Here is a 15,270-nt window from a genome sequence, read left to right on the forward strand (position 1 = left end):
TTATGAAAAACATATGGGTAAGATTTGGTTGTTTCCTTACAGGATATAACTATGCAATTGTGCAGAATTGCAGTGAAATTTCAGTTAAGGCTGTAAAAAGATATACTTCTGCATTATTAATAGTTTGCCTTCTTTGGGCATTTATTGGATTTTCTTTTACAAGTAGATATCTTACGGGAAGTCTGGCTGCATCACTTTCTGGATCAATAATTTTTATAATAGTTATTATACAAATTGAAAGACAAATAATATTAGCAATTAATCCAAATAAATGGCTTTATTTAACTAGAGGGATAATTGCAGTAACCATGGCAATTATTGGATCAGTTATTCTTGACCAAATTATTTTTCAACAAGATATTGAACTTGAAAAAATCACCTTTATTGAAGCGAGAGTTAACAAAGTCTTGGATTCTAAAACTCGAGAACTGAGAACTCAAATTGATGATTTACAAAAAGCAATTATAAAAAAAGAAACTGAAAGAAAAAATTATATTACTGAAATTGCAAGAAATCCTACATCAATAATATATTCCACCACCTCCAGTAATCGAACTGAAAAAAATGTCACATTTGATCCAATAACTGGAAATAATGTCACAACTGAAAAATCAGTCCCTGTTAAAGTTATTAATAGTTCAAATATGCCCAATCCAAAAATTTCTATGATTGTTCCATTAGAAAAATCTATTAATGAATTAAATATTCAAAAATCAAAGAAAGAGTCTGCTCTTCTAAATATTCGTCCTCAATTAGAAAAAGATATTTCTAGTAAAATAGGTTTTTTAGATGAATTAGAAGTAATGTGGAGTTTAATTTCGAAATCTGGTGTTGCATTAGCAATATGGTTAATTTGGTTTGTACTTCTTTTTGGAATTGAAATGCTAGTTTTAGTAAGCAAACGTTTCGAGGATGAAAATGATTATGATCGAATTGTTAAGCATCATATGGTACTACAAATGAAAAAACTTGATTTATTTGAACAAATGGCTAAAAATTATACACGATAGCGCGTATTAAAATAAAAACAGTGCTATGCATTGTATATCCCCATTATCTTATCCAGTATATCAAAATATAAAAAAATACAATGCAAAAAATTTTATTTATAGCTTTTCTGTCTATATTTTTTTCAGTTAATGGACAAAATAGGATAAATGATAAATTGCCCATCATTTCAAAAAAGAATAATGCATTAATAAATGCTAATGGTTGGTTAAAAAATCAATCCGGGCAATGGATTAGTGGTAAAAATAAAATCCCGCAAGATTTAGGTGAAAATCAGAAACTACTTGGTAATTACGAAAGTTACGGCCTTGGTAGTGACAATTTTACATCACTTGAAATTAAAGATATTACTATTTCTGACAGTACGTATGCTATTTTAATAAAAAAATACAAAGATGGATTTTATACTTATTCATCAATACAAAAAGGTTGGAATAATCGTATCAGTTGTAAGTATTTTGTATTTTCAAAAAGCGAGCTACAAAAAATTAAGAGCATAAAAAATGATACTTTAAATAGAATATACTTCAAAATAATTTATCAAGGTGATTTGTTATTTACAAATCCAAATACATTTAACGATCTTGTCATTGCAAAAGATATTTTAAAACAAGTAAAGGATAAAACAAATTTTGACTATACAGAATTGTTGACTCAACAATTGGGAGTTAATATATATTATTTTAAAACCAAAAATATTGTACAATTTTATTTTTATGATGCATTCCGATATTTTCTGGAAGAAATGAACGAAAAAACAAATTTAGAAAAAGACGATGAAAATAAATATTATGAAATCGATGCAATAACTTTTAAAAAGTTTATAAACTTTTAAAATACACTAACCAGATCGCATGGATAATTTTTAAGTTCCATAACTTGGATTTACAACCAGATTGCGGATATCTTTTCACATTCGACAGCGCGGATTTGCAATCCGTGCCTACAACAATGAGATACAATATAATATTCTAAGTAAAAAAGCCGAATTCGTATCTTTTCTCTTTTATGTTATTCTATTATATAACTTGATTCGACCTGAACGTATCTCTTTTTACCATTCACATCTTTAACTAAAACTATGGTAAAATCCGTAAGGTATTTCCAAAGGGTATAATCATTTAATTTTGGGTTTTTGTTTTTATTATAAAACTTAGAAGAGCGTATAAATTTTTTAAGACAGATTTCCTTTGATTTTACACTTGGATTTTCCAAAGTTTTTATTTCAGTAAAATAAAAATTACCATTATTAGAACCGCCGCCATCTTTTATATAAAAATGATTTGGAATCTCAACATAGGTTTTAATATACTTATCATCGTAAGTGAAAAATAGTGTGTCTTTTGGTTTTTCTTGCGCCTTAATAAAGGTTGAAAATAGAGATAGTAAAATAATAATGGCTGTTTTCATATATGTTGAAACTGTTTTAGTAATTAACCAGATCGCGCGGATTGCAATCCGTGCCTACAATGAGATACAATATAAATATTTAAAGTAAAAAAGCTACAAAGATCATGTAGCTTTTTTATATTTATAAAAAATTAATCTTTGCGGGCACGGATTGCAAATCTGCGCTATCGAACTAAATGTCTTAATTCAAAACCAGCCAAATACAAATGAAAATTATCTACACTTTACTTTCGTTCTTTGTTTTACAAACTATTTTTTCGCAAGCTGCTATTAAATCTAAAAGTTATGGAACTTTAAAACTTAAAGAACTTGACTACGGCTTGGCAAAAGTCGAAGATGGCACAACGGAACAAGTTAACAATACTCCAACAGGCACTCATGGATGGTTAAAGGATTTTGTTATAATCAAAAATACCGATTCGATTAAGGCTATAAAAAAAGCAAATTTTGGAGTGGTTTATATCGTAAAAGCCAAAGACACTGTTAATCTAGCGATCGACATTGAAAGTAACAAACAATAAAGGAGAATAATTTAAAAGTATAAAATATACCACTCAAAGACCAACAAATATTCCTTCTGCTTCTTCTTACAGCTTAGACGAACCTTATGAGTTAATTAAAGGAAAATGGGAAATGAATCTTTATATCGAAAATAAACGTGTGTACAGCAAGACATTTATTTTGTACTAACAGATTTTGATTCATTAATGTAAGGTATCTTATTTAACGAAATCTATCAAAATACCTACACCACTAATTACCAATCATTTCATGAACTGGAAACGTATATTTAAATTACTCCTAACCCTATTTTTAATTTGGTTTATTGGCCACACCGTATTTATAACCGTTGATGGTTTGAGCGATAACGGAAAAAATGCTGATGTTGCGGTTATTCTTGGAAACAAGGTAAACGAAGACGGAACACTCTCAGAACGTCTTAAAAAGCGCTTAGAATGCGGACTCAGTTTATACCAAAATCACCGCATAAAAAAAATAATAGTAAGCGGCGGTTTAGGCAAAGAAGGCTTTTTTGAAGGAAATAAAATGAGAGCTTTTTTAGTGGCAAATAAAGTCCCTGATTCGTTAATTATTGTCGACAACTTCGGAAATAATACCCGCGCAACAGTAAATAATACAATGAAACTAAAAGATAGTCTGCACTTTAAAAGCATTATTGTCGTATCGCAATATTTTCATGTAACGAGAACAAAAATGTTATTTAAGAAACAAGGTTTTCAGAATGTGAGCAGTGCAAGTCCCAATTATTTTGAAATTAAAGATGTATATTCGATTATCAGAGAATTTGCAGGGTATTATACACAGTAATTTAAATAGCGCGGATTGGCAATCCATATTATCGAAACACAAAAATTATTAAACAGATATTATGGAAAAAATATACTTTAACTTTTTATTGCTTTTTATTCCCTTTTCTTGCTTTTGTCAGCAAAAACAAATTAATCCTTCGAATAAAAAGCTACAAAAATCATGTAGCTTTTTGTTTACATTTACCAGCAAAACAAACTTTGAAGGCATAGATTACAAATCCGGGCTATCGGAAATCCTATAATTAATAGTTAAATGAAACTAGAAGACCATCCATTTTTCAAAAAATATAGAGTTCTTAAATATATATTATTAGCTCATCTAGCATTTTCGCTTTTTATTTTTGTTTCACATTTAGTGCATGGCATTACAGACAAAGATATTTTAAGACCTTTTGAAATAACTTTTGAAAATTATAAAGCATTTCACGATCCTCAAAAATACCTCAAAAAAGAGTTTTTTGTGGTAGATACCGCTTTTATTGCCACAGAAACATCTTCGAGTCAGGGAAAATCTACTTTTAAAGATATTACAGTAATTAGAGGCAATCTATTGAATTCAACAAAGAAGCAAGAATTAATATATAGAGGATTCAATGGAAATTTCTTTAATGATAACAACATTTTTAACGAAAATATAAAAACCATTAAAGTGTGGAGAAACATTATTAATGATGAAGTTTTTTTAGGAAACGAACAGGAGTTTGAAAGGAAAAAAGATAGTGCTACTGGACTTATATACTTTTATTTTTCACTTATTCCACTTATTATAATTCTACTAATTTTAAAAAAGAAATCAGAAAAACAAGCCTGATGTATCCCCCGTGAGCTTGAGCGCCCCGCCCGCGCATGCAATGAAATATGACACAACAATAAAAAACAACTACCAGAGTTATCCTTTCGTTAGCGATAAAATCATTCCACATCCAAATAAGGATTTAAAACTTCGGCCAATTTATTCAGCCAATAAAAACTATTTTCCAGATTTGCTCTATTGTTTTGAAGGGTTTCATGTTCTCTCATGACTCCTAAAGAAACGATATAATTGAGCTGTCTTATTGCCTTTGCCATTACTTCCGGCTCAACAGATTTATTAAAAAAATCAATTAGTTTCTTTTCGGTTTCTTTTGAAAGAGTGTTTATGCTCATAATTCTAAATTTTGAAATATTAATTTCCTTTTTTCATGGCAACGAAATTATAAATAAGCGATTAGTTATATGTGATCGTATACGCCTGATTGTATACAACTGATGCCTTGTTTATGATTGACGAAAATCTTCATTTTTTTGTCATCCTGAGGAACGAAGGATCACACTAGAAATTCGACAAAGATTGGCATTCGCCGTTTTTCAAAAACCACAATTTTTGAATTGCTTTGTCGAAATACTTTGCGTAGTTTCTTGTGTGATCCTTCCTCCGTCAGGATGACAAATATTGTGTTGAGAATTTTTTTGCCGAGTTTCTTGTGTGGTCCTTCGTTCCTCAGGATGACAAATGTTTCGTTTTGAATTGCGTTTTGCGTTACTTTGCTGTAATTGTACTTTGTTCAGGATTGCAAAACCAAATAGCGGAGGCTTTCCTTACTTGCCTACAAAAATCATCAAAACAAAAAGCTTATATTGCATTGCATAAAACTTAAAAAATGAAAACGTACTTTGTAGACTCCTTTACGAATGAAAAATTTAAAGGAAATCCGGCTGCTGTCTGTTTACCCGACACAGAACTTGATAGTAAAACGATGCAAAGCATTGCAACAGAAATTGGCTTTTCTGAAACTGCTTTTATAAAACAAATCTCAGATAACGTTTACAGCATTCGTTTTTTTTCTCCAAAGACCGAAATTCCGTTATGCGGGCATGCTACACTGGCTTCGTCTAAAATCATTTTCAATACGACTTCATTTCAAAATATAAAATTCATCAACTGCAATAATGTTGAATTACGTATTGAAAAAGAAGGCAATAAAATCAAAATGCAATTTCCTGTTTACGAAACAGAAGAAATTGAGGTCCCTCAAAATATGCTGAAAGCACTCGGAATTGCTGAAATTGAAGACCGAAGATACAGCCCAAATAATAAAATCATTTTAATCGAAATTAAGAGTGCAGTTGAACTCGCTAATTTAAAACCAGATTTTACAGCATTGCTAAATTCGCACGCAGGAATTAGCGGAGTGCTTGTAACTGCTGTTTCAGACCATGAAAATTTCGATTTTCATTACCGTTATTTTTGGCCATGGGCCGGAACGAATGAAGATCCGGTAACAGGCGGTATTCAAACCTTTTTGACAAAATATTGGGCTAAAAAATTGAATAAAACAAAATTCAGAGCGTTTCAGTCTTCATTACGAACAGGAACAATGAGTACGGAACTTGTAGATGAAAAAGTTTTTATTTTAGGAGAAGCTGTAATTGTTTTGGAAGGGGAATTTGTTTTATAATTACGTTTGGTCTAAAAAACCATTTAAAAATAGAAAGACTTCTATGAACATCCAAAAACTAAAAATTCAACCTGACGAAAACTTTGATAATTTTAGAATTGCTCTTTTGAAAGAATTGAATTTATTTGATTATAATAAAAACTGTCTGCAGGATTTTGAGGACAGAATTGACAATTACTTTAAAAGAAATAAAAAACTGAAAGTCGAAATTGAAATTGACGCTGTAAGATTATTTGATGAAATTTACGAGAAAAAATTCTGGAATATAAAGGAATACAAACAAGAAATTCCAGAAGACTATCCGTGGGGCAGATCTAATATGGAAACTCAGAATTACGCTAATCCATATGTTGTCGATAATACATTTCGTGACAATCAGGAAAAAACAAAAAAGGAAACACAGCTACTTGTAGATTCAATTCTTAAAGAACTCAAAAAGCTGAATAAAAAAGAAAACATCGAAATAAAATTAAAAGGTAAAAACATAAATATAGAACCAATAAACCCAAAACAGCATTTTGAAATTCTCGACGGTTTAAGAGGAATCGCTGCTTTAGCCATTGTTGTTTTTCATTTTATGGAAATCGTTTATACGCCAGAAAAAAATTTTATTGCTCATGGATTTTTAGCCGTTGACTTTTTCTTTTGCCTTTCTGGATTTGTCATTGCGTATGCGTATCACGATCGTATTGCCAAAATGAAATTTACCGATTTTTTTAATTTCAGATTAATCAGATTGCATCCTTTGGTTATTTTTGGCTCGGTTTTGGGTTTGCTGGCTTTTCTTTTTGATCCGTTTGGCGGACATGCTCAAACGTACCAAACTGGTAAAATAGCATTGCTGTTTTTGAGTTCGATTCTCTTGATTCCGTTTCCGGTAATGGCAGATCGTTATTTCAATTTGTTTGGCTTAAATGCGCCTGCCTGGTCTTTGTTTTGGGAATATGCTGCTAATATTCTATACGCGGTTTTTCTTTACAAATTAAGCCGTCGTTCCCTATTTATATTAACTGTTTTTGCTGCAGTCGGAATTTGTTTTGTCAGCAATCGCGCAGGCGGTTCGTTATTGGGCGGTTGGAGCGGCGAAACCTTTTGGGACGGCGGAGCGCGAATTTCCTATTCTTTTTTAGCCGGTATGCTGCTTTACCGTTCTAATTGGATAATTAAATCAAAACTGGGTTTTATAGGTTTATCTGTATTGTTGCTCCTAGCCTTTTTACTTCCTTTTTCAAATTTGAATTGGCTGACAGAACCTGTAGTCGTTTTGCTCTATTTTCCATTATTAATTGCATTAGGAGCCGGAGCAAAATTAAGCAGCGGATTCAGAAAAATATGCGTCTTTTTCGGAAAAATATCATACCCGTTATACATGACGCATTATGCCGTCATGTGGATGTTTGCGAACTATTACGCAAAGTACAAACCAGATGCAAATCAACTGTTTTTTATTATAACTTTAGGCACAATTATCCTGCTTGGTTTTGCTTATTTAACCATGATTTTTTATGATATTCCAATTCGAAAATATTTAACAGAAAGAAAAAAGAAAGCTTAGTTTTATAAAATTCACGCTTAATCTTGTCATCCCAAGTAACGAGGGATGACATAAAATGGATATAATTAAAACCAATAAAAAACTGCTCTTTGCGGTAAAATCTACAACAACAATGAACAACCACTTCCATTACAGATTCATCGTGCCAGAAAAACCACTGGCTGACTTTGTAGAAAACATTGGAATGTTTCAGAATCTGTCAGATAAACCTAAAGAAGTCGTATTAATGCCTGACGGAAGAATTGATTTGTTTTTTCTGCAATCTGAAACAGCAGCTTTTCATGTCACCTTAATCGGATTAGAAACAGTTCCAGAACAACGCGCTATTCCGCCACACACCATTGCCTTCAAAGTCAGTTTTAAACCTTTGGGAGTTGAATATATTTTACAGACTTCTATTGCCGACATAGTAAACAGCGCAAAAAATCTCTCAACAGATTTTTGGAATGTTAATGTCAATGATTTAAAAGATTTTGATGCCTTTCATCAAAAAATAATCTTAAAACTAAGCGAACTTTTACCAAGCAAAATCGACGAAAGAAAATGCCAGCTTTTTGATTTAATTTACGCTTCAAACGGCGAAATCAAAGTACAGGAGCTTTCTGAAAAAATAGCTTGGAGCAGTCGAGAAATCAATCGTTATTTCAATAAGAAATTCGGACTTTCATTAAATGCTTTTTGTAAAATTCTACGTTTCAAAGCGTCTTTAGAACATATTGCTCAAGGCCGACTTTTTCCAGAATTAAACTTCGCAGATCAAAATCATTTCATCAAGGAAATCAAAAAATTCTCTGGCGTTGTACCGAGCGAACTGCTAAAAAATAAGGATGACCGATTTATACTATTATCCGTTCTAAAAGAGCAATAATTTTGTCCCGATACAAAGCTGAAAAGCTGACCGGATAAATTAAATCTAAAAAAAACGGAATGTTACTAGAAAATAAACAAGTCGCTATTATTGGCGGCGGTCCAGGCGGACTTACTTTAGCCAGACTTTTGCAATTGAAAAATGTAAATGTAAAAGTGTACGAAAGAGATTTAAATAAAGAAGCAAGAGTACAAGGCTCGCCATTAGATTTGCATGACGAATCAGGTTTGGCAGCGATTCGCAAAACCAATTTATTTAATGAATTTAAAAACAACTTTATGCCGGGTGCTGATAAAACATTGATTTTAGACGAACAGGCAAAAATATTTTACAGCGACCACGAAACAAATCTTGAAGAAGATTTTGACAATGAATATTTTCGTCCTGAAATTGACCGCGGTGTATTACGAAAAATTTTACTGGAATCCTTAAAACCCGAAACGATCATCTGGGACAGTCATTTTATTTCGATGGAAAAACAAAATGGAGGCTGGTTATTGCATTTCAAAAACGGCTCATCAGTTTATGCAGATATTGTCATTGGTTCTGACGGTGCCAATTCGAAAATTCGTCCCTACATTACTGATATCAAACCATTTTATTCAGGCATAACAATGCTGGAAGGCAATATTTATGAATCTAAAAAAACGGCACCGCATATCGATTCGTTGCTGAATGGCGGAAAAATAATGGCTTTTGGAAATGAGAAAAATATCTTGTTGGGACAAAAAGGAGACGGCGCTTTAGGTTTCTACGCCAGTTTTAAAGCCGATGAAAATTGGGTGCAGAACAGCGGTTTAGATTTTTCTGACAAATCTCAAATAGTAGAATGGTTTAAAAAAGTATATCCAGAATGGAGCAGTACTTGGTATGAACTTTTCGAAAATGTTTCTGCAGCGTATATTCCGCGTCCTATTTATTGCATGCCTTTAGATCAAAACTGGGAAACGCTTTCTAATACAACTATAATTGGAGATGCTGCACATGTTATGCCTCCTTTTGCCGGCGAAGGTGCTAATATGGCGATGCTGGATGCTTTAGAACTGAGTGAATGTCTTACATCTGATCAATATTCTACAATTCAAGAAGCTATTGCTGTTTATGAATCAAACATGCGTAAAAGAGCTTCAAAAGCAGCACAAGAGTCACTTGAAAATGGTGAGAAAATGCATTCGAAAGACTCATTAGAAACAATGTTGGCGTTTTTTAGCAGAGAATAAATAATAAAAGAAAAACTTTGCGCTTTTGCGAGATTATTTTTGCTTTAATCACAATGCACAATTTTCTCGCAAAGTCGCCAAGACGCTAAGTTTAAAATTAATAAGGGAAAACTTTGCGCTTTGGCATGAGCCCAAATAAACCTTTGTCCCTTTGTCCCTAAAAACCTTTGTCCCTTTTCTTATAAAAAATTCCTAATTTCGCCTTTAAATCAAAATAAGAAATGAAGGTCTGTATTGCCGAAAAACCAAGTGTAGCACGTGAAATAGCATCCGTTTTGGGCGCCAATACCAAACACGATGGCTATTACGAAGGAAACGGTTATGCCGTAACATATACTTTTGGACATTTATGTACCCTGAAAGAACCGAACGATTACAAACCACATTGGAAAAGCTGGGATTTAAATAATCTGCCTATGCTTCCTGAAAAGTTTGAGACAAAAGTGGTTCAAAATTCAGGAATCCAAAAGCAATTTAAAATTGTAAAAAGCCTATTCGACAAAGCCGAAGTCGTTATAAACTGCGGGGATGCCGGACAAGAAGGAGAATTGATTCAGCGTTGGGTGATGAATGAGGCGAATTATAAAGGCGAAGTACAGCGCTTATGGATTTCATCTCTAACCACCGAAGCCATAAAAGAAGGTTTTGAAAACTTAAAACCATCGAATAATTACGATAATCTCTTTTACGCCGGATTTTCGAGAGCGATTGGCGACTGGCTATTAGGCATGAATGCCACACGTTTGTATACCGTAAAACACGGCGGTTATAAACAAGTATTGTCTATCGGACGCGTGCAGACCCCAACATTAGCAATGGTTGTCGACCGTTTTAAAGAAATTGAAAATTTTAAGCCCCAACCCTATTGGGAATTACAGACTTTATATAGAGAAACACTTTTTAGTTATGAAGAAGGCCGTTTTTTAAATAAAGAAGATGGAGAAGTTTTAGCGAACAAAGTCAAAGAAAGCGATTTCGAAATTGTTTCAATTGATAAAAAAAACGGAAATGAATTTGCTCCAAAACTTTTTGATTTAACTGGCCTTCAAGTATATTGCAATACAAAATTTGGATTTTCGGCAGATGAAACGCTTAAAATTGCGCAATCGCTGTACGAGCAAAAAGTGGTAACGTATCCTAGAGTTGATACGACTTTTTTGCCAAATGATATTTATCCGAAAGTACCTGGAATTTTGCAAAAACTGACGAAGTATGCAGCTTTGACGCATCCCGTTTTAGAAAAGAAGATTAAAAAATCACCAAAAGTTTTTAACGATAAAAAAGTTACGGATCACCACGCTATTATTCCAACCGGAATCGAAAGCAATTTACCGTACAATCAGCAACAGGTCTATGATATTATTGTAAAACGTTTTATTGCCGTTTTTTATGATGATTGTTTGGTTGCAAATACAACAGTAATTGGAAAAGCTGACGATGTAATGTTTAAAGCAACGGGAAAAGAAATTCTAAAAAAAGGATTTCGAGTAGTTTTTGAAGATCCAAATGCCAAAGAAAAAGAAGCTGATTTATTGCCCAGTTTTGTTGTTGGAGAAAAAGGTCCGCATGAACCTTCATTTTTAGAAAAAGAAACCAAACCGCCAAATCAGTTTACAGAGGCAACTCTGCTACGCGCCATGGAAACCGCGGGAAAACAAGTTGATGACGAAGATTTGCGCGAACTAATGAAAGAAAACGGAATTGGACGTCCGTCAACACGCGCGAATATTATTGAAACGCTTTTTAAACGCCAATATATTGTTCGAAATAAAAAGCAGGTTTTGCCAACTCCAACGGGAATTCAGCTGATTGATACGATTCAGAATGAACTGATCAAATCGGCAGAACTTACAGGTTCCTGGGAAAAACAGCTAAAAGATATTGAAAAAGGTACTTTTACAGCCGGTGCGTTCATAAAAAACATGAAACGCATGGTAGAGGCTTTGGTAACAGAAGTTAGAAGTGAAACCCGACACGCCAATATTTCGCACGCTGCAACGATTCAAAAGCCAATCGTAAAAGCGGAGAAAAAGAAAGCTTCCGGAATTTTGGCAGAAACGTGTCCCAAATGTAAAAAAGGCAATCTGATAAAAGGAAAATCGGCTTTTGGATGCAGTGAATATAAAGCCGGTTGTGACTTTGTACTGCCGTATGTTTTTGCCGGTAAAAAAATCACAGAAAGTCAGTATTTAAGATTGGTTCAAAAAGGATCGACAGTAAACATAAAAGGTTTTAAAACCGATTCTGGAACTGTTGAGGGTTTGATTCGTTTTGAAGAAAACTATAAACTCAAATTAGAACCGAAGAAAACAGCAGTAAAACCAGCTCCGGCCTCAACATCAGATTCTTTAACTTGCCCTAAGTGCAAAAAAGGAACTGTTATGAAAGGAAAAACTGCTTATGGTTGTGGCGATTATAAATTAGGCTGTGATTTTAAAGTCACTTTTGATGATGTCAGGGCAAAACTTAAAGATCAAAAACCGACTAAAGAACTGGTGCATTCTATTTTACAGGAAAGCGTTTAATTTTTGGTTCAAGAATCAAAGTGATTTTTTTTCACGCAGATTTAAAAAGATTTAAGCAGATTCACGCTGATTATAATCAAAATTAAAATCTGTCTAAATCAGCAGCATGTGGTGGGAAAAATAAAAAATTAGCGTAATTACTGGCTAACTTTTTTTTCATACTTTAGTACTTCAGTTTAACATCAAAAAACCAAAAATATGTTTCAGAAAATAACTCTTTTAGCACTTGTATTGGCATTTGTTTCTTGTCAAAAAAAGGAATCTACAGAAAAAGATAAAATCAAAATAGCCGACTGGCTAATCGGAAATTGGGAAAATAAGTCAGATGATGGCGTACTTACCGAAAACTGGGAAAAAGTAAACGACAGTACTTTTAATGCGACTTCGTATTTTATAAGATCAAAAGACACTTTGCATTTCGAAAAAATAACTTTGTCTCAGCATGGCGAAATGCTAATGTACAGCGCAACTGTAAACGGACAAAACAATGACAAAGCAATCGATTTTCCATCTACTACAGAAACCGCAAACAAATTGGTTTTTGAAAATCCGTCACACGATTATCCTCAAAAAATAACGTATACAAAAGGGGCAAATAATACTCTAACAGCTGAAATTTCTGGGAATTTGCAAGGAAAAGTGACTAAGGAGAAGTTTGTTATGACGAAGAAGTAGATTATAGTATCTTAGCTTCTTAAAAAGTTCAAAAAAAAAAAAACTACTCATTCTCCCCGATCTTATTCACCATAAAAATCATCAGAATTCCTAAAATTGCCATAATTAAGAATGCCCATTTCATACTTAAATATTCAGAAATAAAACCAACCATTGGCGGCACCAATAAAAATCCTAAATAACCAATAGTTGATATCGATGTTAACGCAGAACCACTGCTTAATTTTGAAGATCTTCCTGCAATACTAAACACTAATGGAACCACGCAGGAAACTCCAAAACCAATTAAAACGTAGCCAAAAATCGTTGGGTAAGCATACGGCAGGATAAAACAAATGCCAAAACCAACAGTAATTAATATGCCGCTGTAAAGCAGAATTTTTTTAGTTCCAAATTTCATTACACCATAATCTCCAACCAGACGTCCTAAGGTTACAGCCGTTGCAAAAAATACAAATGCAGCACTAGTTAACTTTGGCGAAGCATGCAGTATATTTTTAAAATAAATACCGCTCCAATCGTACATCGTATTTTCGCAAGCCATAGAAACAAAACAAATCAGGGCAAATTTGATCAAGTTTTTTTCAGGCATCGAAAAGAATTTCTTTTTAACTGGTGTTGGTTCATTATGAATACTTAATGGATAAAAACAAGCTGTAAGCGCCATCATAAAAACACTTACTCCTAATAAATGATGAGATGGTGCAATACGTTGTGTCACCATTACATACCCTAAACCTGCTCCTGAGAAAACAGCAATACTCCAAACCGCATGAAAACGGGTTATAATAGATTTTGAATATAATTTTTGAACCTCGAGCGATTGTGCATTAATCGATAAATTGAAAATATTTCGAGAAGCTCCAAAGATTAAAAGTACAATTACAAGCTGCCATACAAAAGCAACTAAACCAGGCAACGATAGAACAATATTAAACATAATAGCACCCAACAGCATAATATAACGACTGCTGTACTTATTTAATAATCTTCCTGTAAAAGGCATTGTCAACATCAAGCCAATTGGAAATGCGAATAAAACAGCTCCAAATTCGGCTTCAGACAAATGCAATTGTGCTTGTATGTGCGGAATTCTCGAAACCCATGAAGAATATCCGAATCCGGACAGGAAAAAAAACACAGTATTTGCTATTCGGAAACCTCTTGGTGTATTTTGAATTCTTTTAAAGAAAGGTAAAATCATGAAGCCAATTTTTCAGATTGCAAATTTATGGTTTTTAAACCCAATTTTTAGCCTTTTAATTTTTTGTCTCATTTAATCAGAAACAGATTTTCAAGCAAATAGATAAATATCAGCACTTTATGCAAGAAGACTTTTATTAGAAACTTTCAACCCAGTTTTAATTCAGAAAAATTAATTTCGCATTAAATGCGTTTCTCAAAGAAATATTGGTTTTTTATTTTTAATTATTCTAAATAAGGCTTAAGTTTGCAAAAACAATCTCAATTTATTCAACTTAAACTTCATATTATGAAATCTAAAACTTTAAAAAAACTAGCATTTTTACTTTTAATGTTAGTTGCAACTCCACAACTATTTGCTCACGCCCTCTGGATAGAAACTAAAGCAACAGGAACAAAAGGAAAAGCACAGGAAATTTCAGTTTATTTTGGAGAATTTTCAGAGAATGATATTACGAAAGCGGACAAATGGTTTTCAGATTTAAAAGATTTTTCTTTGGTCGTAATCACTCCATCAAAAAAAGAAATCAAACTTACAGCAAAGTCTTTAGAGAATAAATACCAATCTTTTTTTACACCAGATGAAGATGGTGTTTATACAATAATTATGCATCACAAAGTAAAAGATGTTTACGGAACTATGGTTTTAGATTATAATTCTAGTGCTACCGTTACAGTTGGCAATGCGGCAAAAGGAAATGAAGCTGTAGCTAACTCAAACATTATTAGTTTATTTTCTAAAGATGTTTTAGCGGCGAAACAAAATACAAAAATTAGTGTAAATGCCTTGTATGATGGCAAAATCGCTAAAGAGCAAAAAATGAAAGTAATTGCTCCAAACGGATGGGAAAAAGAATTATGGAGTAACGAGAATGGGGAGGTTTCATTTACGCCAATCTGGCCCGGAAATTATATGGTTGAATTCGCGTATACAGAGAAATCATCTGGAGAACACAATGGTAAAAAATATGATGAAATCTGGAAAATGGCTACCTACCTGATTTCAGTAAAATAGTAATACCCTTTATTTAATACAA

15 protein-coding genes are annotated in these 15,270 nt (G+C 32.9%); 12 read left to right on the top strand and 3 right to left on the bottom strand.

Going from position 1 to position 15,270, the window contains the following annotated elements:
• Window positions 1-2 precede the first annotated feature (2 nt).
• Window positions 3-1,010 carry a DUF4407 domain-containing protein gene (locus IR010_RS05015; protein WP_194602092.1) on the top strand — a complete coding sequence of 336 codons (1,008 nt, stop codon included), beginning with the start codon at window positions 3-5 and terminating at the stop codon, window positions 1,008-1,010.
• Between the two features lie 80 nt (window positions 1,011-1,090).
• Window positions 1,091-1,843, top strand: coding sequence for a hypothetical protein (locus tag IR010_RS05020; protein ID WP_194602095.1), 753 nt, complete (start codon window positions 1,091-1,093; stop codon window positions 1,841-1,843).
• A 176-nt stretch (window positions 1,844-2,019) separates the two neighbouring features.
• Here the strand turns inward: IR010_RS05020 and IR010_RS05025 are convergent, their stop codons facing one another.
• Window positions 2,020-2,418: a hypothetical protein gene (locus IR010_RS05025; protein WP_194602098.1), complete on the bottom strand. Its 399-nt coding sequence runs from the start codon at window positions 2,416-2,418 to the stop codon at window positions 2,020-2,022.
• Between the two features lie 206 nt (window positions 2,419-2,624).
• On the opposite strand from IR010_RS05025, the gene IR010_RS05030 reads away from it, so the two are divergent.
• The 3 genes from IR010_RS05030 to IR010_RS05045 all read left to right on the top strand — a co-directional run bounded on the left by IR010_RS05030 (window position 2,625) and on the right by IR010_RS05045 (window position 4,560).
• Entirely contained in the window at window positions 2,625-2,939 is a 315-nt protein-coding gene (locus IR010_RS05030) for a hypothetical protein (RefSeq protein WP_194602101.1), read from the top strand.
• A gap of 250 nt (window positions 2,940-3,189) precedes the next feature.
• Window positions 3,190-3,747, top strand: a complete 558-nt coding sequence (locus IR010_RS05040; RefSeq protein WP_194602104.1) for a YdcF family protein — start codon at window positions 3,190-3,192, stop codon at window positions 3,745-3,747.
• Window positions 3,748-4,002: 255 nt separating this feature from the next.
• Complete coding sequence (locus IR010_RS05045) at window positions 4,003-4,560, top strand: hypothetical protein (RefSeq protein WP_194602107.1); 558 nt, start codon at window positions 4,003-4,005, stop codon at window positions 4,558-4,560.
• Between the two features lie 101 nt (window positions 4,561-4,661).
• On the opposite strand, the gene IR010_RS05050 is transcribed toward IR010_RS05045, so the two are convergent.
• Entirely contained in the window at window positions 4,662-4,895 is a 234-nt protein-coding gene (locus tag IR010_RS05050; protein ID WP_194567090.1) for a hypothetical protein, read from the bottom strand.
• A gap of 494 nt (window positions 4,896-5,389) precedes the next feature.
• Between IR010_RS05050 and IR010_RS05055 the strand changes: the two genes are divergently transcribed.
• The 6 genes from IR010_RS05055 to IR010_RS05080 all read left to right on the top strand — a co-directional run bounded on the left by IR010_RS05055 (window position 5,390) and on the right by IR010_RS05080 (window position 13,030).
• A complete protein-coding gene (locus IR010_RS05055; RefSeq protein ID WP_194602110.1) occupies window positions 5,390-6,187 on the top strand; it encodes a PhzF family phenazine biosynthesis protein in 798 nt (265 codons plus the stop codon).
• Between the two features lie 43 nt (window positions 6,188-6,230).
• Window positions 6,231-7,742 carry an acyltransferase family protein gene (locus IR010_RS05060; RefSeq protein ID WP_228515092.1) on the top strand — a complete coding sequence of 504 codons (1,512 nt, stop codon included), beginning with the start codon at window positions 6,231-6,233 and terminating at the stop codon, window positions 7,740-7,742.
• Between the two features lie 55 nt (window positions 7,743-7,797).
• Window positions 7,798-8,610 carry a helix-turn-helix domain-containing protein gene (locus IR010_RS05065; RefSeq protein ID WP_228515094.1) on the top strand — a complete coding sequence of 271 codons (813 nt, stop codon included), beginning with the start codon at window positions 7,798-7,800 and terminating at the stop codon, window positions 8,608-8,610.
• A gap of 59 nt (window positions 8,611-8,669) precedes the next feature.
• Window positions 8,670-9,830 (top strand): FAD-dependent oxidoreductase, encoded by a 1,161-nt coding sequence (locus tag IR010_RS05070; protein ID WP_194602113.1) that lies wholly within the window; start codon window positions 8,670-8,672, stop codon window positions 9,828-9,830.
• Between the two features lie 221 nt (window positions 9,831-10,051).
• Window positions 10,052-12,355 (top strand): type IA DNA topoisomerase, encoded by a 2,304-nt coding sequence (locus IR010_RS05075; RefSeq protein WP_194602116.1) that lies wholly within the window; start codon window positions 10,052-10,054, stop codon window positions 12,353-12,355.
• 198 nt (window positions 12,356-12,553) lie between these two features.
• Window positions 12,554-13,030, top strand: coding sequence for a DUF6265 family protein (locus IR010_RS05080; protein WP_194602119.1), 477 nt, complete (start codon window positions 12,554-12,556; stop codon window positions 13,028-13,030).
• Between the two features lie 43 nt (window positions 13,031-13,073).
• On the opposite strand, the gene IR010_RS05085 is transcribed toward IR010_RS05080, so the two are convergent.
• Entirely contained in the window at window positions 13,074-14,234 is a 1,161-nt protein-coding gene (locus IR010_RS05085) for an MFS transporter (protein WP_029268830.1), read from the bottom strand.
• A gap of 288 nt (window positions 14,235-14,522) precedes the next feature.
• Here IR010_RS05085 and IR010_RS05090 point away from each other — a divergent pair, with 288 nt between their 5' ends.
• On the top strand, window positions 14,523-15,248 hold the full coding sequence (locus IR010_RS05090) for a DUF4198 domain-containing protein (protein WP_194567103.1): 726 nt from the start codon (window positions 14,523-14,525) through the stop codon (window positions 15,246-15,248).
• Window positions 15,249-15,270 lie beyond the last annotated feature (22 nt).

Origin of the sequence: Flavobacterium sp. MR2016-29 (genome assembly GCF_015350695.1) — a bacterium.
Lineage (GTDB): Bacteria > Bacteroidota > Bacteroidia > Flavobacteriales > Flavobacteriaceae > Flavobacterium.